The organism is Nocardia coffeae (assembly GCF_019890715.1).
Lineage (GTDB): Bacteria > Actinomycetota > Actinomycetes > Mycobacteriales > Mycobacteriaceae > Nocardia > Nocardia jiangxiensis.
This window is the reverse complement of sequence record NZ_JAINZY010000003.1, coordinates 679,957-700,599: the sequence shown is the minus strand read 5'-3', so window position 1 is coordinate 700,599 and position 20,643 is coordinate 679,957. Positions and strand designations below refer to the sequence as shown.

General features: G+C 68.5%; 19 protein-coding genes. 8 read left to right on the top strand and 11 right to left on the bottom strand.

Annotated elements, in window-relative coordinates:
• Positions 1-110 precede the first annotated feature (110 nt).
• The 4 genes from K7711_RS16625 to K7711_RS16610 form a co-directional block, all read right to left on the bottom strand.
• Positions 111-1,289 (bottom strand): aminotransferase-like domain-containing protein, encoded by a 1,179-nt coding sequence (locus tag K7711_RS16625; RefSeq protein ID WP_222970289.1) that lies wholly within the window; start codon positions 1,287-1,289, stop codon positions 111-113.
• Positions 1,290-1,382: 93 nt separating this feature from the next.
• Positions 1,383-2,669 (bottom strand): DUF8176 domain-containing protein, encoded by a 1,287-nt coding sequence (locus tag K7711_RS16620; protein WP_222970288.1) that lies wholly within the window; start codon positions 2,667-2,669, stop codon positions 1,383-1,385.
• A 103-nt stretch (positions 2,670-2,772) separates the two neighbouring features.
• Positions 2,773-3,816 (bottom strand): hypothetical protein, encoded by a 1,044-nt coding sequence (locus K7711_RS16615; RefSeq protein WP_308014776.1) that lies wholly within the window; start codon positions 3,814-3,816, stop codon positions 2,773-2,775.
• Between the two features lie 371 nt (positions 3,817-4,187).
• On the bottom strand, positions 4,188-5,591 hold the full coding sequence (locus K7711_RS16610) for an NAD(P)H-quinone dehydrogenase (protein WP_040819347.1): 1,404 nt from the start codon (positions 5,589-5,591) through the stop codon (positions 4,188-4,190).
• 319 nt (positions 5,592-5,910) lie between these two features.
• Between K7711_RS16610 and K7711_RS16605 the strand changes: the two genes are divergently transcribed.
• Positions 5,911-6,384 carry a gamma-glutamylcyclotransferase family protein gene (locus K7711_RS16605; RefSeq protein WP_040819344.1) on the top strand — a complete coding sequence of 158 codons (474 nt, stop codon included), beginning with the start codon at positions 5,911-5,913 and terminating at the stop codon, positions 6,382-6,384.
• A 50-nt stretch (positions 6,385-6,434) separates the two neighbouring features.
• Here K7711_RS16605 and K7711_RS16600 read toward each other — a convergent pair whose 3' ends face one another.
• The 4 genes from K7711_RS16600 to K7711_RS16585 all read right to left on the bottom strand — a co-directional run bounded on the left by K7711_RS16600 (position 6,435) and on the right by K7711_RS16585 (position 10,682).
• Positions 6,435-7,580 (bottom strand): M20 family metallopeptidase, encoded by a 1,146-nt coding sequence (locus K7711_RS16600; protein WP_222970388.1) that lies wholly within the window; start codon positions 7,578-7,580, stop codon positions 6,435-6,437.
• Between the two features lie 83 nt (positions 7,581-7,663).
• Positions 7,664-8,920 (bottom strand): M20 family metallopeptidase, encoded by a 1,257-nt coding sequence (locus K7711_RS16595; RefSeq protein ID WP_222970287.1) that lies wholly within the window; start codon positions 8,918-8,920, stop codon positions 7,664-7,666.
• A gap of 93 nt (positions 8,921-9,013) precedes the next feature.
• Positions 9,014-9,736 (bottom strand): enoyl-CoA hydratase-related protein, encoded by a 723-nt coding sequence (locus K7711_RS16590; protein ID WP_222970286.1) that lies wholly within the window; start codon positions 9,734-9,736, stop codon positions 9,014-9,016.
• A 31-nt stretch (positions 9,737-9,767) separates the two neighbouring features.
• Positions 9,768-10,682, bottom strand: coding sequence for a ribonuclease Z (locus K7711_RS16585; RefSeq protein WP_222970285.1), 915 nt, complete (start codon positions 10,680-10,682; stop codon positions 9,768-9,770).
• A 141-nt stretch (positions 10,683-10,823) separates the two neighbouring features.
• Here K7711_RS16585 and K7711_RS16580 point away from each other — a divergent pair, with 141 nt between their 5' ends.
• The gene (locus K7711_RS16580; protein WP_222970284.1) at positions 10,824-11,603 is read left to right on the top strand and encodes a purine-nucleoside phosphorylase; all 780 of its coding nucleotides are present in this window, start codon (positions 10,824-10,826) and stop codon (positions 11,601-11,603) included.
• Between the two features lie 90 nt (positions 11,604-11,693).
• Entirely contained in the window at positions 11,694-13,310 is a 1,617-nt protein-coding gene (locus tag K7711_RS16575) for a phospho-sugar mutase (protein WP_222970283.1), read from the top strand.
• A gap of 41 nt (positions 13,311-13,351) precedes the next feature.
• Here K7711_RS16575 and upp read toward each other — a convergent pair whose 3' ends face one another.
• Positions 13,352-13,975: a uracil phosphoribosyltransferase gene (gene upp, locus K7711_RS16570; RefSeq protein ID WP_222970282.1), complete on the bottom strand. Its 624-nt coding sequence runs from the start codon at positions 13,973-13,975 to the stop codon at positions 13,352-13,354.
• A 148-nt stretch (positions 13,976-14,123) separates the two neighbouring features.
• Between upp and K7711_RS16565 the strand changes: the two genes are divergently transcribed.
• From K7711_RS16565 to K7711_RS16545, 5 genes are read left to right on the top strand one after another with little or no spacing between them, the layout of a single operon-like run.
• Positions 14,124-14,447: a DUF2563 family protein gene (locus K7711_RS16565; RefSeq protein ID WP_222970281.1), complete on the top strand. Its 324-nt coding sequence runs from the start codon at positions 14,124-14,126 to the stop codon at positions 14,445-14,447.
• Positions 14,444-15,559: an NlpC/P60 family protein gene (locus tag K7711_RS16560; protein WP_222970280.1), complete on the top strand. Its 1,116-nt coding sequence runs from the start codon at positions 14,444-14,446 to the stop codon at positions 15,557-15,559. Before K7711_RS16565 ends, K7711_RS16560 begins: the two co-directional genes overlap by 4 nt.
• Positions 15,556-15,912 (top strand): hypothetical protein, encoded by a 357-nt coding sequence (locus tag K7711_RS16555; protein ID WP_222970279.1) that lies wholly within the window; start codon positions 15,556-15,558, stop codon positions 15,910-15,912. Before K7711_RS16560 ends, K7711_RS16555 begins: the two co-directional genes overlap by 4 nt.
• A 4-nt stretch (positions 15,913-15,916) precedes the next feature.
• A complete protein-coding gene (locus tag K7711_RS16550; RefSeq protein WP_222970278.1) occupies positions 15,917-16,249 on the top strand; it encodes a YbaB/EbfC family nucleoid-associated protein in 333 nt (110 codons plus the stop codon).
• A gap of 33 nt (positions 16,250-16,282) precedes the next feature.
• A complete protein-coding gene (locus K7711_RS16545) occupies positions 16,283-17,539 on the top strand; it encodes a SatS C-terminal domain-containing protein (protein ID WP_222970277.1) in 1,257 nt (418 codons plus the stop codon).
• A gap of 203 nt (positions 17,540-17,742) precedes the next feature.
• Here K7711_RS16545 and K7711_RS16540 read toward each other — a convergent pair whose 3' ends face one another.
• Positions 17,743-18,834, bottom strand: coding sequence for an adenosine deaminase (locus K7711_RS16540; protein WP_222970276.1), 1,092 nt, complete (start codon positions 18,832-18,834; stop codon positions 17,743-17,745).
• 287 nt (positions 18,835-19,121) lie between these two features.
• Positions 19,122-20,420, bottom strand: coding sequence for a thymidine phosphorylase (locus K7711_RS16535; protein ID WP_222970387.1), 1,299 nt, complete (start codon positions 20,418-20,420; stop codon positions 19,122-19,124).
• Positions 20,421-20,643 lie beyond the last annotated feature (223 nt).

Here is a 20,643-nt window from a genome sequence, read left to right as displayed (position 1 = left end):
GTCCCGAGCGCATTGGACACTATGGGAGCGGCCGAGCGGCCGACAATGCTCGAGCCGTCCGGTCCGGACACCAATTCTCTTCGAGCAGTGAATGATTCGATCGATGCGTACTACTCGCCGAGAGCTCGCGCGAGCCGGTCGACGGCCTCGCGCAGCACCGGCGCGTCGAAAGTGGTGAAGCACAGGCGCATCGCACCGCGGTAGTCCGAATCGACCGCGAACGCGGATCCCGGGACGTAGGCGACACCGTGTTCGACTGCGCGCGAGAGCAATTCGGCAGTGTTGGTGTCGTCCGTGAACGCCGCCCACACGAACATGCCGCCGGTCGCGTCGGTGCTGACGATACGATCCCCGAACCGCTCACGCAGCGCGCCGACCAGCGCCTTCGCCCGCTCGCCGTAGCTACTTCGCACCGTGTTCACATGGGCGGCAAGCCAATCCGAGTCGGCGAGCAGTTCGGCGGTGATCTGCTGGGTCAGGGCCGAACCGCACAGATCCGCCCCCTGCTTGAGCAGCTCCACACCACGACAGACCGCGTCCGGCGCGACCATCCAGCCCGCGCGCAGCGACGGGGCGAGGATCTTCGACGCACTGGACAGGCGAATCACGTTGGGCGAGTAGGTCGCAACGGGTTCGGGCGAGGGGCCGTCGAACCACAGCTCACCGTACGGATCGTCCTCGATCACCCAGAAGCCGTACCGGTCGGCGAGTGCGGCCAGCTCCGCGCGACGCCGCACGCTCATCGTCACCCCGCGCGGATTGTGGAAGTTGCTGACCGTGTGCACAACCGCCGGACGCTCACCGCGCTCGAGCAGTTCGCCCAGCACGTCGACGCGCATACCCTCCTGGTCCAGCGGAACCGCCACGATCCGCGCACCCGCGGCCCGGAACACCTGCAGCGCACCGACATAGGCCGGATCCTCGACAACGACCAGCGCACCGGGATCCAACAGCACCTCGCCCAACAGCGACAACGCCTGCTGCGAGCCGTGGGTGACGAACACCTCCTCGATCGGCACCGACCGGCCCAACCGCGCAGACTCCCGTGCGGCGAGCACCTCACGCAGCGGTCCCCAGCCCGCCGACTGGGTGTACTGCAACCGCGAGCGATCGGTCAGCGCCGACTCGGCCGCCAGCGCTATCCGGTCGCGCGGCATGAGCTGCTCGTCCGGCAGGCCACCGGCCAGGCCGATGACGTCGGGCCGCTCGGTCAGCTTCAAGAGGTCACGAATCGCCGAACTCTGCAGACCGTCGAGACGATGCGACAGCGATGGAGTGATAGGCGACATGAATACCTCCGACAGCAGGCAAGATAAACCCACCATCGCACAAACAACCCATGATCTGAAATTTATATCTCAGATTGTGAGATATAGATCAGCTCAGCGCGGCGCTGTGGCGATCAGGAACTTGTCGCCGACCTTCTGCGTATCGAGCAGCTCCTGATAGGTCTGCGTCTTGCCGCCGGGTTGATGTTCGGTGATCACCACGGCGAAGCTGTTCGTCGTCAGCTCGTTGATGCGCAGGCAGTACGTGGTGCCGACCGGGTACTGATCGATGACCTGCTGCGCGACGTCGACCTTGTTCGGCATCACGAAGCTCAACGCCTTCTGAGCGTTGCGATCGGTGTAGATCGCATGCTCGAAACCGAGGATCGCCCCGGCCCCGCTCTTGGTGTCACCGGGACCGTTACCGACGGTCGTCGTCCCGTTCGAGTACGCCTGGCAGCCCACACCGTCTGCCTCGGACGAGGGCTGCGCGGCCGGCGTCGCGGTGGGATCGGCATTCGGGCTGCCGTGACCACGCATCGCGAAGATGATCACACCCACGATCGCCACCACCACGACGACCGCCGCGGCGATCCCGCCGATCAGCACACCGCGGTTGCGGCGCGGCCCGTCGGACGTGGGCGCGGAAGTCTGGCGGCCCGGGGAACCGCCCACCTTCAGAACCAGATCGTCGTCGTCCCACAGCGAACCCGAGGACGACCCCTTACCGGACCCGGATCCGCGAGCCGCGACGCTGGGCTCACGCGGAGCCGCGAGCTTCTTGGCCAGATCGTCGTCGTCCCACAGTGAGCGCGGCTGCCCGGACTGGCCGTACTGGGACTTCGGCGGATCGGCCGGCTGCTCGGGCTGGGCGGGGGGCCGGGGCGGCACGGTCGACCACCGCGAACCCGTATCCGGTCCACCCTGCCGGCCACCGGACTGATCCGAATACCGCACCGTCTCCTGGGAGCCGGTGGAATCGGGCGAACGATACTGCTGGGGCTGCACGATCTCGCGCGACCCGGTCGAATCCGGCGCGCGATACTGCTGCGGCTGCACGATCTCTCGAGAACCGGTCGAATCCGGGGCCCGATACTGCTGCGGCGGCGCGGGCACCGTCGGCGGCGCGGGCTGATCGACCGGCTGCCAACCGAGGCTGGGCCGCTCGGACCCGTCGGCGGGCTGCCACCCCACGGACGGACGATCCGAACCGTCGGCGGGCTGCCATCCCACCGACCCGCCACCGGTAGGCGGACCGAACGCATCCACCGGAGGACCGAACTCGCCCACCGGCGGACCGAATCCGGACGTGGGCGGCCCGAAACCCGACTCGCCACGATCGCGCGCCGGCGGAACCGACTCTCCCGATTCGTCGTGTTCCGCATCGTCCATGGAGGCCATCACCCGTTCCTTCCCCATGACACCCGCGTGGGGCGGTCTACCAACGACCGCCCCACGTCGAATCAGCCTGCACCGGCGTCCTCCGGTCCGCCGGCACCGAAAATCAGTTCTGGACCGAACCACTCCACTGCGTGGTGACACCGGCGGTATTCACCGTCTGCGGGGCGTAATTCCCCTCCGGCAGCCTACCAACGTGCGCGGCCGCGTCGAGTGCGGCGACCCCACCCGGCTGCATCCGGATCCAGCCCTCGACCGCCGCCTTGGCCGCATTGGCCTGGGTGGAGTCGACGTAGGTCGTGTTCTTGACGTCGTTGAAGCCGGTACGGGCCTTGAGGTCATCGATACCCGTGGTGTGGGTGTAGGTGGTGACCTTGATCTTGTTGGCCTCGACGTACTCGATCGAGACGCCCGCGTCGCCGGTCCCCGTGGGGGTCCGGTAGCCGACCGTGCCGACGTAACCGTTGGCGTTGTTGAAGTGGTGCGTATTGGCCACGTAACCGGGCGCGACGCCGCCGCCGTCGATATTCGCGCCGACCTCGGTGTGCGGACCGTTCATCTGCACGACCGGTGCGGCCGGGGCGGACTGCAGGCTCGGCGAACTCCAGCGCGGCGCGGTCTGCACGGTGCCCTGGTGGGCGTTGCCGTTGCCGGTCAGCCCATCCATGGTGTTGGTGTCCTGGCCGGGCTGCGGCTGCTGGTTCGGCTGCGGCTGGGTCGCGCTCGGACCGGGCATCACGGCCGGCTGCGCCGGACCGTTCTGCTCCTGGGCGTTCTGCCCCGGCACCGGCAGCGGCGCGACGCGCGGCGTGGTCACACCCGGCTGGACGGGACCGGCCAGACTCTGATCGGGTTGTCCCCCATCGGAATTGGGCTGGGTGACACCGGGCTGCGGCGAGGTCACGCCCGGCTGCGGCTTGGTCACTCCGGGCTGCGGAGTGTTGGTGTCGTTCGACTGCTGCCCCGGCTTGGTCCCCGGTTGCGCCGGTGCCTGGTTCTGCGTCGAGGGGCTGGGGTTACCCGCCTGCGTGTCGCCCGGCTGCGCGGGCGTGGTCGGAACCGTGGGCGGACTCACCGGATCCGCGCCGGCCGGTGCGGCCAGAAGGGTGGCCACGGCGGCTGCGGTGGCCAACGGCAACGAGGTTGCCACCGCGCGTTGCACCCGATTCGGCTTACTACGATGATGTTTCACTGCTCGCAGTCCCTTTCCCGAGCACGGCCGCCGTCACGTCGCGCAAGGCACACCGCACTCCTGTTATCCCTCATCAGATGCCGGACCGCTGACGCGACCCCGGAGGCCGCTCGCGAATTCCGGTCGGGAAAGGCACCATCCCCCCGCACACGAAACCCGCCAACCGACCCACCACTCACATCTCTGCGGGAAGTGAATCACACGAAGAGGTTTCCGGCAACACGAACCGAATTCCCAGTGCCGCAAACGCACTCGTTCCCGTGCGACGGATTGTCGAGGGGGCTGATCGGGTGTGCTCGACGGGCTCGCCGAAAGCCTTGCCGCCGGGGCTATCCGAGGTCGTCGTGACGCATCAACTGGCGAGCCGCCTCGGTGATCGAACCCGACAGCGACGGGTACACCGAGAAGGTCTGCGCCAGATCGTTCACGGTGAGATTGTTCTGCACCGCCATCGCGATCGGCAGGATCAGCTCGGAGGCGATCGGGGCGACAACCACGCCGCCGATCACCACACCGGTCGCCGGACGGCAGAAGATCTTCACGAAACCGCGTCGCAGCCCGGACATCTTGGCCCGGGGATTGGTGTTCAGCGGCAGCATCACCGTGCGCGCCGGAACCTGACCGTCATCGATCGCGTTCTGGCTCACCCCGACCGTGGCGATCTCGGGACGGGTGAACACCGCCGAGGCCACCGTCTTGAGCCGGATCGGCTGCACTCCCTCACCGAGTGCGTGATACATCGCGATCCGGCCCTGCATGGCCGCCACCGACGCCAGCGGGAGCAGTCCGGTGCAGTCGCCCGCGGCGTACACGCCCGGCACCGGCGTGCGCGAGACCCGGTCCACCCGCAGATAGCCGCCCCGGTCCAGTTCGATGCCGATCCGCTCCAGGCCGAGGTTGCCGGTGTTCGGGGTCGAACCGACCGTCATCAGGGCGTGCGTACCGGTGACCGTGCGGCCGTCGGAGAGTTTGACCACGATTCCCTCGGCGGTGCGCTCCACCGCATCCGCGCGCGCCTGCTTGACCAGTTCCACACCGCGTTCGGCCAGCGCGTCCTCGAGCACGAGTGCGGCGTCGGCGTCCTCGCCGGGCATCATCCGGTCACGACTGGACACCAGCTTCACCTTGACGCCCATCTCGGTGTAGGCGTTCACGAATTCCGCACCGGTGACACCGGATCCGACGACCACCAGGGTCTTGGGCAGTTCCTGCAGGTCGTACAGCTGCCGCCAGTTCAGGATCCGCTCACCGTCCGGTTCGGCGCCGGGCAGTACGCGCGGGCTGGCGCCGGTGGCGATCAGCACCACCTCGGCCTCGAGCACCCGCTCCCCGCCGTCGGTCAGCCTGGCCCGCACCAGATGCGTGGCCAGGCCCGGAATCTGATCGATCAGCTCACCGGAGCCGTTGAGGATGTTCACCCCGGCGGCCTGCAGTTTGGTCCGGATATCGGAGGACTGCGCCTGCGCCAGGGCCTTGACCCGGGAGTTCACTTCGGACAGCCGCACCTGGGCCTGCGCCGGATGCAGGGTGATTCCCAGATCCCGCGCGCGGCGCAGATCGGTGCGCACGCCCGTGGAGGCGATGAAGGTCTTGGAGGGCACACAATCCCACAGCACGCATGCGCCACCGACGCCGTCGGAGTCGATGACCGTGACCTCCGCGCCGTGCGCGGCGGCCACCAGCGCGGCCTCGTAACCGGCCGGGCCACCGCCGATGATTGCAATGCGGGTCATGGATACCTCCGCCTTCGTGCTGTTCGATCGGGATCTCCGGTCGTGGAAAGGGTATCTGTGCCTCGACACGCAGGCTCGGCCGCCGCATGTTTGCGGCCCGCCGGGCAATCGTCACCCGACCGGAGCCGCGTGCTGGTTCACCGCGCACCCGGCGATTGCCGAACCATCCGACCAGCGAAGCGGCGAATCGCACACTGCTTCGCTCACAAGCGCTTTTCCGCACGTCCGAGCGGTTTCCGCGGGGCGGGAGGTACGGGCGCCGGAGATCGGATGGACGGGATGGGGGCGAGTACGCGCGGTCATTCGATACTCTTGCCTGGTGCCGATATACGCCGCGTATGGATCCAATATGGATCCCGAGCAGATGCTCAAGCGCTGTCCGCACTCCCCCGTGTACGGAACCGGCTGGTTGGAGGGCTGGCGCCTGACCTTCGCCGGGGACGACATCGGTTGGGAGGGACCGCTGGCGACGGTGGTCGAGGAGCCCGGGGCTCGCGTGTTCGTCGTGCTGTACGACGTCCCCGACGAGGACGAGGCGAGCCTGGACCGCTGGGAAGGTTCGGATTTCGGCATACACAAGAAGATCCGGCTGCGTGTCACCCCGAGTTCGGGCACCGGCTCGCAACCCGTACTGGCCTGGCTGTACGTCCTGGACGCCTACGAGGGCGGCCTGCCCTCGGCCCGCTACATCGGCGTGATCGCCGATGCCGCCGAAAAGGCCGGCGCCCCAGCCGAATACGTGCACGCCCTGCGCACCCGCAACTCCAGAAACGTAGGTCCGGGGGCCGGATAGCCGAACGGCCGCACCCCTTTCCAGGGATACGGCCGTCGCAGCGAACCGTGCTAACTCGCGTTCAGAACCAGGTTGGTGAGTACGCGCACGCCGACGGCGAGAGCGCGTTCGTCCAGGTCGAAGGTGGGCTGGTGCAGGTCCAGCTGTTCACCATGGCCGGACCACACGCCCAGGCGGGCCATCGCGCCGGGAACCTGTTCGAGGTACCAGGAGAAATCCTCGCCGCCGCCGGACTGCGGAGTGTCGGCCAGCGCGTCGGGGCCCAGGGCGCGGATCGCGTCCTCGAACATCCGGGTGGCCTGCTCCTCGTTGACCACCGGCGGGACGCCGCGCTTGTAGTTCAGCTGATACCGCACACCCGTGGGCGCGAGCAGACCGTCGACGATCTCCCGCACCATCGGCTCGAGCAGCGACCAGGTCGCGTGATCGCCGGTGCGGACGGTTCCGGTGAGCATGCCGGTCTGCGGAATCGCATTGGGGGCCTTGCCCGCCGAGACCGCACCCCACACCATCACGGTGCTGGTGCGCGGATCGATCCGACGGCTCAGCAATCCGGGCAGGCCGGTGATGACCGTGCCGATCGCGTACACCAGATCACTGGTCAGATGCGGGCGCGAGGTGTGCCCGCCGGGTGAGTCCAACACCAGTTCCACGGTGTCCGCGGCCGAGGTGATCGCACCGACCCGCACTCCGACCCGCCCGGCCTCGAGCCGGGGATCGCAGTGCAGCGCGAACGTCCGCGAGACGCCTTCCATCGCACCGGCGGCGACCATATCGATCGCGCCGCCGGGCATGACCTCCTCGGCGTGCTGGAACACCAGCCGCACGCCGACCGGCAGATCCGGCACCTCGGCCAGAGCCGAGGCCGCGCCCAGCAGGATCGCGGTGTGCGCGTCGTGCCCGCACGCGTGCGAGACGCCAGGCACCGTCGAGGCGAAGGGCAGTCCGGTGTACTCCTGCAGCGGCAGCGCGTCCATGTCCGCGCGCAGGCCGATCCGCGGGCCGTCGGGGCCGATATCGCACAGCAGACCGGTTCCGGTGGGCAGTTTGCGGGGCTCTAATCCGGACTTGACCAGCCAGGACTCCACGAATTCGGTGGTCGCGAATTCGGTCCGGGACAACTCCGGGTTGGTGTGCAGATGCCGCCGCCACCCGATGAGGTCGTCCGCGTTCTCGCGGAGCCACGCGTCGACGATCGCGCGCCCCGCGCCCGGATCACCGGGTTCGTCCGAGGCCGTCGTGTCCGGGCCCGCCGCCGCCGCGGCTCGGCCTTCTGTGCTCACCGAAAATCCTCCTGTCGCTGAACGCTGTGTTCCAACAACCGTTCCCTATGGAATTGATCGCCCGCGACCTGTATCGCGGTACGCGCCAACGCCGTGGCCCCATCGATCACCGCCAGATCCGCGGAATCGGTGACGCATGCCGCCGCGAATTCCGGCTGATGCGTCACCGATCCCGCGGCGTCGATGCCGATGACCGGATGGATACCCGGGATGACATTGGTGACGTTGCCCATGTCGGTACTGCCCAGCGGACGCGCTGCCTCGAGTTCCGGCGACAGCGGTACGCGTCCGATACCGGCGATCTGCTCGCGGTAGGCACACAGTACTGCCGCATCGGGGGTGAGCTCGGTGTACGTGGGCGCGAGCATCCGGATGTCGTGGGTAGTTCCGGTAGCCAGCGCTCCCGCCTCGAAACAAGCCGATGCGCGTCGCATCAGATCGTCGAGGGATGCGGAGTCGGCTGCGCGTAGGTAGTACAGCAGTTCCGCGTGCTCGGGCACGATGTTGGGGGCCACGCCGCCGGATTCGACTATACCGTGCAGTTGCTGTCCGGGCGCGAGATGTTGACGCAGCAACCCCAACGCAACCTGCGCGACGGTCACCGCGTCACCGGCGTTGCGGCCCTGTTCGGGGGCCGCGCTGGCATGTGCGGCCCGGCCGGCGTACGTGATGGACAGATCGGCCAGGGCCAGTGAGCGCGCACCGACGATGTCGTACGGACCCGGATGGACCATCATCGCCATCGCCACGCCGTCGAACACGCCGCGCTCGAGCATGAGCACCTTGCCACCGCCGCTCTCCTCGGCCGGTGTGCCGAACACCTTCACGGTGATCGCGCACGCATCGGCCACTTCGGCCAGCCCGAGCGCCGCACCCACCGCGGACGCGGCGATGATGTTGTGCCCGCAAGCGTGGCCCATCTCTGGCAACGCGTCGTATTCGGCACAGATTCCCACGACGAGCGGGCCGTGGCCGTAGGTCGCGGTGAACGCGGTGTCCAGCCCGGCAACCCCCGTCTCGACGGCGAATCCGCGCTCGCGCAGCGGCTCGAGGGTTTTGGCGACGCTGCGGAACTCGGCGAACGCCAGCTCGGGTTCGGCGTGGATGGAATGGGACAGCGCGAGCAGCTCCGCGGCGGCACGGGCGATGCCGGCGTCGGCGGACGCGGTGAGCGTCGGGTCGGCCGCCGCGAGGACGGGATCGGGCGACGGATCCGCAGGCTCGGGCTGTCGGTCGGCGCCGCGATATGCCATGCCTCAGTCTCGCACCCGACAGTGCGGTTGCGGAGTGTTGGCCGACAAGCCCGCGGGCCCGGTGGTGGCGACCCGCGGGCGTTACCAACCGGATCAGGGCTGGAAAGCCAGGTTCTCCTGGGTCGTCGGCACGGCGAGCCCGGCCAGTGCGCGGCCGTGCAGGGCCCGCTTGATGACCGGCAGATTCGGCTTGCGGTTACCGGCCAGCGCCCCGGCCCGTTCCACGGCGGCCGCCAGCAGCGCGTCGGCATCGGCCGCGGCGTCGACGATTCCGGCGGCGATCGCGTCCTGCGCGCTGTAGCGACGTCCGGTGGTCATCGCCTCGACCGCGACCTGATTGGTCAACCGCTCGGTGACCAGCGCGTTCATCGCAACCGTGAACGGCATGCCCAGATGGACCTCGGGCAGGCACCAGTATCCGCGATCGGCGCGCATCACCCGGAAGTCGTGCGAGGTGGCCAGCATCGCGCCCGCGCCGAAGGCGTGCCCGTTCACCGCGGCCACCGTGGCCATCGGGAAGGTCAGCAGACGGCTGAACAGACTGTGCACCCGGTCCAGGTACCAGCCGCTGCGGTCGAAGTTGCCGAACAGCCAGTCGGTGTCCAGACCGTTGGTGTAGAACTTGCCGGTCGAGACGGTGACCAGCGCGGCCGGCGGGTTCGGCTGCTCGGTGGTGACCCCGGCCTGCTCGACCTCGTCCAGCAACCCGTGGAAGGTGTCGATCCAGTCGGGATGGAAGCGGTTCTCGGTGTCGGCCTGCCCCTCGTTGCCGAGGTAGAGCACGAACACGTCCCCGTCACGTTCCAAATACGGCATACGCAGCAGCATAACGACGCCGCCGCACAAGTTACCGGCGAGTCGGTACCGGCACGCGCATCAGATCCTCGGCCACCACCAGCTCGCCGTCGAAGTACTTCGCCGCCTCGAGCCGATGGTCCTCGAGATCGGCGTAGCGCTGGGAGAAATGGGTCAGCACCAGGGTCCGCACCCCGGCCGCCTGCGCCACCTGCGCGGCCTGGGCGGCGGTGAGGTGACCGTACTCGTGCGCCAGATCCGCATCGGTGTCCAGGAAGGTGGCCTCGATGACGAGCATGTCGGCGTCCTGCGCCAATTCCGCCACGCCGGGACACATCCGGGTGTCCATCACGAACGCGAAGCGCTGCCCGCGCCGGACCGTGGAGACCTCGTCCAGGGTGACGACCCGATCATCGGACAGCCGCAGCGAACCCTCGCGCTGCAGACGGCCGACATCGGGTCCGGAGATTCCGAATTCGGCCAGTCGATCGGGCAGGATGCGCCGCCCGTCCGGCTCGATCAGCCGGTAGCCGAAGGTCTCGACGCGATGGTCCAGCCGAATCGCCTCGAATTCGAACGCCGTGTCCGGCAACGGGATCGCGCCCGTCGCATCGACCGGCTGTTCGCGCAGACCCGCGAAATAGGGCACCACATCGCGCAACCGGCAATAGAATTCACGGCCCGCGGCCGGGAAGCAGATGTCGACCGGATGCGTCACCTGATCCAGGTTCAGGCGCGCGAGCACACCCGGCAGGCCGAGGCAGTGGTCGCCGTGGAAGTGGGTCAGGCAGATCCGCGTGATCGAGGCGGCCGACACGCCCGCGAACGACATCTGCCGCTGGGTGCCCTCACCGGGATCGAACAGCAGCCCCTCGCCGTCCCAGCGCAGCAGGTACCCGTTGTGGTTACGCTGGCGGGTCGGCACCTGGCTGGCCGTCCCCAGTACGACGAGCTCACGCGCAGTCACAACTCTGTTCCCACCACATTTTCGACACGACGTCCACCCGCGCACCGCGGGTCCGGCGTGCGCGACGCTACCAGGCACCCAGGGGGACGGCAGGTCACCCGGAAACCGCACGCCGTGACGTATCGCACTATCGTGAAGCACATGCTTGCCGAACAGGCTGCGGCGGCGATCGCCGAGCGCACCGGAGTTCCGCACCACCGCATCGCCGTCGTACTCGGGTCGGGCTGGCAGGACGCCGCCGCCGAGATCGGCGCGTCGGCGGCCTCGGTGCCCATGACCGAACTGCCCGGATTCGACGCGCCCACCGCCCAGGGCCATCAGGGCACGGTGCATTCGGTGACGGTGAACGATTCGCCGGTGCTGCTGATGATGGGCCGTCAGCATCTCTACGAGGGGCACGAACCCGCGCAGGTGGTGCACGGGGTGCGCACGGCGATCGCGTCCGGAGCGGACACCATCCTGCTGACCAACGCGGCCGGCGGAATCCGTCCCGGACTGCGCGTGGGCGAGCCCGTGCTGATCTCCGACCACCTGAACCTGACTGGACGCACGCCGCTGACCGGGGCGTCGTTCGTCGATCTGGTCGATGCGTGGGATCCCGGATTGCGCGCTCTGGCAAGAGAAGTCGATCCGGACCTGACCGAGGGCGTCTACGCGGGACTGACCGGACCGCAGTACGAGACGCCCGCGGAGATCCGCATGTTCGGCGCACTGGGCGCGGATCTGGTCGGGATGTCCACGGTGCTGGAGGCCATCGCCGCTCGCGCACTGGGCGCGCGGGTGCTGGGCATCTCGCTGGTCACGAATCTGGCCGCCGGGGTGACCGGCGAACCCCTCTCGCACGCCGAGGTGCTCGCCGAGGGCCGCGCCGCCGCCCCGCGACTGGGCAAACTGCTGCGCGGCATGCTCGAGCGCATCTGAGTCGGCGAATCCGCGAACCGCGCCGATGCGGTCCGACCGCACCGGAATTCGACATGCCGGAAACCTGATGTGCCGGAAAGGATTGTGCTGATGCTGCGATTCGGGACGGCCGGCCTGCGGGGACCACTGCAGGACGGTCCGGACGGAATGAACGTGGACACGGTGCAGCGCGCCACCGCGGGACTCGCCGACTGGCTGCGCGAGCGCTGCCTGGGCGGCGGCGTGGTGATCGTCGGGCGCGACGCCCGGCACGGATCGGCCGAATTCGCCACGGCCACCGCGGAAGTCCTCGCCGCGGCCGGATTCTCGGTCCTGGCGCTGCCGCGCCCGCTGCCCACCCCGGTCGTGGCCTTCGCCGTGCGCGAACTGGGAGCCGTGGCCGGAGTGCAGATCACCGCGTCGCACAATCCGGCCACCGACAACGGCTACAAGGTCTATCTCAGCGGCGGCTCCCAGCTCATCCCGCCCGCCGACACGGAGATCGAACGCCACATCGAAGCCGTGCGCGAACCGATCTCCCGCGCCGACCCGCAACCGACCTCCCCCGACCCGCAAGTGCTGGACCTCCCGCCCGGCACCCCGGTCGCCGAACTGGGTGAGGAGATCGTCCGCCGCTATCTCGACCGCGTCGCCACCCTGCCCGCCCGGCTCGGCGGATCCGATGCGGCGACCGACGCACCGAACACCGGCCGGACGACCCCGTACTCCGCGAAACCCGTCCCGATTCCGTTGCGGCGCAACGAACTCCGGATCGCGCTGACGCCGATGCACGGTGTGGGCGGGGAACTCGCCGTCGCGGCGCTGCACGCGGCCGGATTCACCGATGTGCAGGTGGTGGTCGAGCAGTTCGCGCCGGATCCGGATTTCCCGACCGTCGGTTTCCCGAATCCGGAGGAGCCGGGAGCCGCGGATCTACTGCTCGCGCTGGCCGATCGGATCGATGCCGATCTGGCGATCGCACTGGATCCCGATGCCGATCGATGCGCCGTCGCGCTGCCCGCACCGGACGGCCGCCGGATGCTGCGCGGTGATGAGACCGGCGTTCTGCTGGGCGATTTCGTCCTCCGCGACGCCCCCGACGACGCGCTGGTGGCGACCACGATCGTGTCTTCGCGGCTGTTGAGCAAGCTGGCCCCGGCCCGCGGCGCGCGCTACGCCGAGACGCTCACCGGTTTCAAATGGCTCGCGCGGGCAGGGAACGGCCTGGTCTACGCGTACGAGGAGGCGATCGGACACTGCGTGGATCCGGCGGCGGTGCGCGACAAGGACGGCATCTCCGCCGCGGTCGCGGCCGCCGAACTCGTCGCCCGGCTGCGTGCCGACGGTCGCAGCCCGCTCGATCTGCTCGACGATTACGCCCTCGAATTCGGCCTGCACGCCGGGGATCAGGTCTCGCTGCGACTGACCGATCAGGCCGCTGCGGCACAGGTGCTCGACCGGCTGCGCGAGAATCCGCCGGACGCCATCGCCGGTACCCCGGTCACCTGCACCGATATGGCGCAGGTGCGCGGCCCGATGCGCACCGACGCGCTGATCTTCGACGCGGCCACGCAACGCATCGTGGTCCGCCCGTCGGGCACCGAGCCCAAGCTCAAGTGCTATCTCGAGGTCGTCGAGCCGGTGTCGTCCCGGGCGGCGCTGCCCGCGGCGAAACAGGCTGCCGCGCAACGCCTGTCCGATCTGCGCAAATACTTCGAGAATCTGTAGCACCGGCGGTCCGGCCGGAACTCGTTGCGGGCGTACCGGACTCAGCGCGGCCCGAACTGCCGATCGCCCGCGTCACCGAGGCCCGGGACGATGTACGCGTCGTCGTTGAGCCTGGCATCGACAGTCGCGGTGACCAGCCGGACCGGCAGCCCGGACTGCTCGAGCGCCGCGACGCCCTCCGGGGCGGCGACGACGCACACCGCGGTGATATCCGTGGCGTCGCGGGCGGCGAGCAGTTCCAGGGTGTGCCGCATCGAACCGCCGGTCGCCAACATCGGGTCCAGGACGAATACCGGTACCCCGGCCAGGGTTTCGGGCAGCGACTCCATGTACGGCACCGGCTGGTGAGTGTGCTCGTCGCGGGCGATGCCGACGAAACCGACACGTGATTCGGGGATCAGCTCACTGGCGGCGTCCACCATGCCGAGCCCGGCCCGCAGCACCGGCACCAGCAGCGGCGGATGTGCCAGGCGCACACCCTCGGTGACCGCGACCGGAGTGGTGACTTCGAACGTCGTCAGCGGGGCCTCGCGTAGGGCCTCGTAGATCAGGATTGCGGTCAGATCACGCAGTGCGCCACGGAAACCCGGGTTGGGTGTGCGCACATCACGCATGATGGTCAGCAGAGTCGAGACGAGCGGGTGATCCACGATGTGCGTTCGCATGAGGGAACGATAAGGTTTCCACCGGGTCCAGGCCCGCACTCCGTCCCGGATTTTTCTCGCTCGCGGAGTGGAACCGTTCTCGTGGAACCTGCGTCAAACTACTCGGATGACGTAATCTGCCACCAGACCAGCACGATGGGGGATTGTGATGCCAAAGATCTCGGTCGACACCGAAGGCCTTGCCGCTTACGGTGCGACAGCCGGCGGACTGGCCGGAGAAATGGCCTCGGCCGCAACCGCGGCGGCAGCCGCCGAACCGACTCTCCTGGGCCCGATCTTCGGGCTGGTCGGTGGCGATTTCCTCACGGCGTACTCCGCCGCCCACGCCGGACACGTGGCCTCGATCGGCCAGCTGTCCGCGGTGCTCGGCACGATGGGCACCGCCGCGGCCGGAGCCTCGGTCAGCTACGCGGAGAACGACGCCGAGCGCGTCACCGCCATGCACGCCGTCCAGGAAGAGTTGCAGGCATGATCGCCGGGATCGACCTGGACGCCCTGGCCAAGCCGCTGGTCGATCTGGTCGCCAGCTTCGGCACCGGCGTGTTACCCACCGGCGGCCCCGCCGACGCGCTGCGCCAGACCTCCACGACGTTGGACGGCATCCACAAGGCCGGCAGCACGAGCATCAACCAGATGACCAACGCCTGGAACGGGCGCGCCGGTGATGCCGCCATGGACAAGGCGATGCAGGTGCAGACCTCCGCGGCGAACATCTCCGATCGCGGCACGAACATGGCCGACGTAGTCAGCCAGGCCGCGTCCACGGTGCAGACCGGTCAGCAGAAACTGGCCGGAATCCTGCAGGACTTCGTGCATCAGGTGAACGTGCTCGGCCCCGCGGCCACCACACCCGTGGGCCTGACGACCGTGGTCACCTCCGCGATCGACCACTTCGGCCAGGCGGTCGGCGTGGTCGGGCAGGTGCGTTCGGACCTCGATACGCATACCGCGTCGATGACCGAACTGACCCCGGCCCCGTCCACCCCGTCCACGGTCGGCACCCCGGCCAACACGGCCTCGCTGATCTCCCAGGCCAGCAGCGGCGCCCAAACGGCCTCCTCACTGCTCGGCGGGGTCCTGTCCAGCGGCGGTTCGGCGGTCAGTTCGCTGACCACTCCGGCCTCGGCCAAGGATTCGAAGACCTCCACCGCGGCCAACAGCAGCACCGACAAGACCACCAAGAACGGCGGCGTGATGATCACGCTGCCCGACGGCACCAAGGTCGAAGCGCCCAATCAGAAGGCCGCGACGGCGGTGAACGCCGCGATCAAGTGCTGCGGCACCCCATACGTGTGGGGCGGTAACACACCTGGTCAGGGCCTGGATTGCAGTGGTCTGACCAAGTACGCGTACGGCGAGGCCGGGGTCGACCTGCCGCGCCTGGCGGCGGATCAGAGTCAAGGCGCGACACAGGTCAGCCCCGGTGATGTGGAGCCCGGCGATCTGGCCATCTGGGATGGTCACGTCGCGATGGTGGTGGGTAACGGAAAGATGGTCGAGGCCGGAGATCCGGTGCAGATCGATGCGATTCGAACGGAGAACATGGGAATGGCGTTCCACGGCTTCTACAGGCCCACGTCATGAGCGCGCCGCAGCAGCCGCCGAAGGAGATCCCGAACGTCACGGTCGCCTCGAGCGCCAATCGTTCCGGCACCATCTCCGTGCGGGCGACCGATCAGGGCATGCCCGTGGAGATCAAGTTCGAGCGCAGCGAATACCGTTACGGCGCACAGGCTCTGGCCGGTGAGATACTGCGCCTGACCAAGCGTTCGGCGATCGTGGCCAAGGCCCGGCGGCGGGAGCTGCTGGCCGAGTCGGGTATGCCGGTCGAGATCCTCGACAAACTCGGCCTGCCCACCCGCCAGACCGCCGTGGACGAGCTGGACCGCATGGACGACGAAGACACCGGACCCACGAGCTGGATGAGGCAGGTTTGAGCGCATGAGTGCTGAGATGGATGCTCTCGTCGCCGCGGCGACCGAGAAGCTGGAGGCACTCGAGGCCGCATTGCACGGCCTCGGGCAGGTGCGCGGTACGCACACCACCGACGATGGTCTGATCAGCGTCGAGGTGAACAGCGACGGCGCCATGGTCGGCCTGCGACTCGCCGAGTCGATCACCTCCCGTCCCCCCGCCGAAGTGGGCCAGGCCATCATCGCGGCCTGTACACAGGCAGCCCAGGATGCGGGGGAACAGCGCTCCGCGGTCGTGGCAACGCTCAACTCGAGCTTCACCGCACCGCAGGCGGGAAATGTTGGGGGGCGGGCCGAATAGTGCCACAGGCGCAGGGTCGATAGGCTCACGGTCATGGCTTCTGGAGACATCGTCCCGATCGAGCTCGGCCTGACCGACGGCGATCTCGTCACCCTATGGGCACCGCGCTGGCGCGACGGTGAGGACGAGTGGGAGGCATTCCTCGGTCACGAGGACGCGCTGTACGGTTTCGACTCGGTCGCGGAGCTGGTCGCGTTCATCCGGACCAACGACGACAACGATCTGGTCGACCATCCGGCGTGGAAGGTCATCGCCGGGTTGTCGGCCGCGGAACTGGAGCCCGAGGACGAGCACATCTTCGATCTGGTCGCGGTGCCGGAGCTGGCGGCGGGCGATCCCGATCCGGATGCCGTCGCCGAGCTCGAGGCGACGCTCGATATGGCCCGCACGATCGGAGACGTGTGCGAGCTCGAGGTGGTGACCAAGTTCTTCGACTCACACAAGGAGATCGGCGCGCTGTCCTCGGGCATGGGCGCGTTCTTCGGGCGTGAGGGCGAGGAGCTGTGGGGGCAGATCGGTGCGGCCATCGTCAAGGACTGGGACGAGGTCGTGGACGCCATCGACGCGGTGGTGAAATCGCCGGAGGTCGATGCGGAGGCGGTGTCCGTCGCCGAGGCCGAACTGCTTGCGGCGGAACAGAACATCGTCGATGCCGAGGATGCGGCCGAGAACGACGAGGACGACGAGATCGAACAGGTCGACCTCGACGCGGAGGACGAGGAACCCGAAGACGAGGGGGAAGAGACCTTCTGGCACGGAGTCGGTATCGACCCGGTCCGGATCGTCACCTCCGAGGGCCAGTTCTTCACGTTGCGGTGCTATCTCGACGACGAGCCGGTGTTCCTCGGCAGCAACGGCCAGATCACCGTGTTCAGCTCCGAGCGCGCCCTGGCCCGCTACCTGGCCGACGACCACGATCACGATCTGGCCGCGGTGAGCACGTACGGCGAGGTGCACACCGCGGCGATCGACGGGTCACTGGAGGTGGAGGTCTCCGACGAGAACGTCTACGTCCTGCCCGGCCTGGCCGACGATCTGGGCGAGGGCCCCGAGGCCGTCGATCTCGATCAGCTCGACCTCGCGGTCGAATTGTTCACCGACGCAGCCGATTACGCCGACGACGACACCGTGGAGCAGGCACTGACCAAGTCCACCTCACTCGGTTCGTACGTCTCGTACCTGCTCGAGCCCGACCCGGGCCGGATGGCGCCCAGCGCACCGTTCGCCGCCGAGGCCGAAGCCTGGCGAGTCCTGGAACGCGCCTTCGAAACCCGCCTCAACAAGGGCTGACGTCTCCCGCACCCGGCGACAGGTTGCGGTCGCCGGGAGACCGGGCGATCGGCGACGCCGCGGAACTCTGTGGGAGGTGTACCGGGCACCCCCGGGTAGGTCGGGGCGCACCGGAGGCGAACGAGCCGACCACCTCTGCCGAGGACGACACCGATCCCTTCGGATTCCCACCTATCCAAGGGTGACGGACGGCGGGTCGCGGTTCAGCCGAGCAACACCGCGTAACCCGGCTTGATCACCTCGTCGATGATGCGGAGGCGTTCGGGGAAGGCGATGAAGGCGGACTTCATGGCGTTGATGGTGAACCGCTCGAGGTCGCTCCAGCCGTAGCCGAAGGTGTCCACCAGTTTGAGCATTTCCCGGCTCATGGTGGTGTCGCTCATCAACCGGTTGTCGGTGTTGACCGTGACGCGGAAGCGCAGCCGCGCAAGCAGGTCGAACGGGTGCTTCTCCAGGGAGGGCACCGCGCCGGTCTGCACATTCGAGGACGGGCACAACTCCAGCGGAATCCGTTGGTCCCGAACGTAATTGGCGACGAGTCCGAGTTTCGGCTCGGATTCGGAATCGGTGATGTCGTCGGTGATGCGCACACCGTGGCCGAGCCGTTCACAGCCGCAGAACGCGACGGCCTCGTGAATGGACGGCAGGCCGAAGGCCTCACCGGCGTGGATGGTGAAGTGCGCGCAGTTGGCCCGCATGTATTCGAAGGCGTCCAGGTGCCGGCTGGGCGGGTAGCCCGCCTCGGCCCCGGCGATATCGAATCCGCCCACGCCGCGATCGCGCCACCGCACGGTCAACTCCGCGATCTCGAGTGAGCGCGCGGCATGGCGCATGGCGGTGAGCAGGCAGACCACCCGGATGGGTGTACCCGCCTCGGCGGCCAGTTGTTCGCCCTCACGGAAGCCCGCCAGGGTGTGTTCGACGACCTCGTCCAGCGAGAGGCCGCGCTGCAGATGTTGTTCGGGTGCGAAACGCACCTCGGCGTACACCACGCCGTCCTCGGCCAGGTCCAGGGCGCATTCGCGGGCTACCCGGCGCAGGCCCTCGGCGGTCTGCATGACGGCCGTGGTGTGCGCGAAGGTTTCCAGATATCGCTCGAGTGATCCGCTGTCCGCCGCATCGCGGAACCAGTTGCCCAGCGCTTCGGCGTCCTGGGCGGGTAGCTGGTCGTAACCGCATTGTGCCGCGAGATCCAGCACGGTCCCGGGGCGCAACCCACCGTCGAGATGATCGTGCAGCACGGCCTTCGGGGCCTGGCGGATCGAGGCAAGAGTCAAAGGCATCGGTCCAGTCATGTAACGACGCTAGCCGCATCCGCCGAGTTCCGCAGCGGACTCTCCCGGTGTCCACCCCTTCGAGGGTGAATCGTCCCCTTCCGGTTGCCCGCACGTAGCCTGGCCGATTCCCGCCGGCGATTCTCCTCGCGGGCCGACGCGAGCGAAGCCGACCCGGTCGGGAGCGACCACGACCGATCGAAGGCGATCGCGGCGGAGACGTGATCCGATCGGATGACGATCACGACTGCGACACGATGCTCTCGAAGGCGAGGCGACGAGAGCCGGCACGACCGGGGCGAGGGCGATCAGGGGGCAATACGGTCGAGCACGATCGAGGCGGGCACGACCGGGCCCGGCGCGGGCTGGGCCGCGTCGATCGCACAGGCGTCGCGCAGGGCCTCGCGGGCCGCGGCGAATGCCTCGGATGTGTCCGTGTGCAGGGTGAGCAGCGGCTGCCCCGCGACGACGGCGTCGCCGGGTTTCGCATGCATCTCCACGCCCGCACCGAATTGGACCGGATCGCCCTGCCTGGCTCGCCCGGCCCCGAGCCGCCACGCGGCCAGGCCGACGCCCATCGCGTCGAGCCGGGTGAGCGTGCCGGATCGTTCGGCGGTGACGATCTCGGTGTGCGCGGCGGCGGGCAGGGCGGCGTCCGGGTCACCGCCCTGGGCCCGGATCATCGCCTTCCAGTGATCCATCGCGCGGCCGTCGGCGAGGACGTCCGCCGGGTCGATGTCGTGGATTCCGGCCTGCGCCAGCATCTCCCGGGCCAGGGCGAGGGTCAGCTCGACCACATCGGCTGGACCGCCGCCGGAGAGCACCTCGACCGTTTCGGCGACCTCGAGGGCGTTGCCGGCGGTCCGGCCGAGCGGAGTGTCCATCGCGGTCAGCAGCGCAACCGTGCGCAGGCCCGCGTCGGTGCCCAGTTCGACCATGGCCGTCGCCAATTCGCGGGCCGCGTCGAGCGTTTTCATGAACGCGCCCGCCCCGACCTTGACGTCCAGTACCAGCGCCGCGGTGCCCTCGGCGATCTTCTTGCTCATGATCGAGCTGGCGATCAGCGGAATCGATTCCACGGTCCCGGTGACGTCCCGCAACGCGTAGAGCCGCTTGTCGGCCGGCGCCAGATCGGCCCCGGCGGCGCAGATCACCGCGCCGATCGCCGGATCCGCCAGTATCCGGCGCATGTCCGCAACCGGGACATCGGCACGCCAGCCGGGGATCGATTCGAGCTTGTCCAGGGTGCCGCCGGTGTGCCCCAGACCGCGCCCGGACAACTGCGGCACCGCCGCACCGCACGCGGCGACCAGCGGCGCCAGCGGCAGGGTGATCTTGTCCCCCACGCCGCCGGTGGAATGTTTGTCCACGGTCGGGCGCGGCAGATCCGCGAAGCTCATCCGCTGCCCGGATTCGATCATCGCGCCGGTCCAGCGCGCGATCTCGCGCCGGTTCATGCCGCGAAGCAGAATGGCCATCGCCAAGGCCGACATCTGCTCGTCGGCCACCTCACCTCGGGTGAATCCATCGACGACCCAGTCGATCTGCTCGTCCGACAACTCCCCGCCGTCGCGTTTGGCCATGATCACCGACACCGCCGAATGCACGCTCACCATGCCCGACAGACTCTCAGAGGATTCCCCGCGGTGCACTGCCCATCACCGGGCACACGGACATGATTCACGAGCGAACTCCGGAGATATCCGCGGCCGCCGGATATCTCCGGAGTGCGGTCGGCGAATGCGCGACCGCGCCCCGAACACCCTCGAACAGCAGGTAACGCAGCTCACATCCACCTCCGAAGTCGCTCAGCGGGATGTCGTAATACGT

Bases quoted from the DNA above. Each gene is read 5' to 3' on its own strand.
- K7711_RS16625 (WP_222970289.1), bottom strand. From the start codon at position 1,289: ATGTCGCCTATCACTCCATCGCTGTCGCATCGTCTCGACGGTCTGCAG.
- K7711_RS16620 (WP_222970288.1), bottom strand. From the start codon at position 2,669: ATGGCCTCCATGGACGATGCGGAACACGACGAATCGGGAGAGTCGGTT.
- K7711_RS16610 (WP_040819347.1), bottom strand. From the start codon at position 5,591: ATGACCCGCATTGCAATCATCGGCGGTGGCCCGGCCGGTTACGAGGCC.
- K7711_RS16595 (WP_222970287.1), bottom strand. From the start codon at position 8,920: ATGGCATATCGCGGCGCCGACCGACAGCCCGAGCCTGCGGATCCGTCG.
- K7711_RS16590 (WP_222970286.1), bottom strand. From the start codon at position 9,736: ATGCCGTATTTGGAACGTGACGGGGACGTGTTCGTGCTCTACCTCGGC.
- K7711_RS16580 (WP_222970284.1), top strand. From the start codon at position 10,824: ATGCTTGCCGAACAGGCTGCGGCGGCGATCGCCGAGCGCACCGGAGTT.
- K7711_RS16575 (WP_222970283.1), top strand. From the start codon at position 11,694: ATGCTGCGATTCGGGACGGCCGGCCTGCGGGGACCACTGCAGGACGGT.
- upp (WP_222970282.1), bottom strand. From the start codon at position 13,975: ATGCGAACGCACATCGTGGATCACCCGCTCGTCTCGACTCTGCTGACC.
- K7711_RS16565 (WP_222970281.1), top strand. From the start codon at position 14,124: ATGCCAAAGATCTCGGTCGACACCGAAGGCCTTGCCGCTTACGGTGCG.
- K7711_RS16560 (WP_222970280.1), top strand. From the start codon at position 14,444: ATGATCGCCGGGATCGACCTGGACGCCCTGGCCAAGCCGCTGGTCGAT.
- K7711_RS16555 (WP_222970279.1), top strand. From the start codon at position 15,556: ATGAGCGCGCCGCAGCAGCCGCCGAAGGAGATCCCGAACGTCACGGTC.
- K7711_RS16550 (WP_222970278.1), top strand. From the start codon at position 15,917: ATGAGTGCTGAGATGGATGCTCTCGTCGCCGCGGCGACCGAGAAGCTG.
- K7711_RS16545 (WP_222970277.1), top strand. From the start codon at position 16,283: ATGGCTTCTGGAGACATCGTCCCGATCGAGCTCGGCCTGACCGACGGC.
- K7711_RS16540 (WP_222970276.1), bottom strand. From the start codon at position 18,834: ATGACTGGACCGATGCCTTTGACTCTTGCCTCGATCCGCCAGGCCCCG.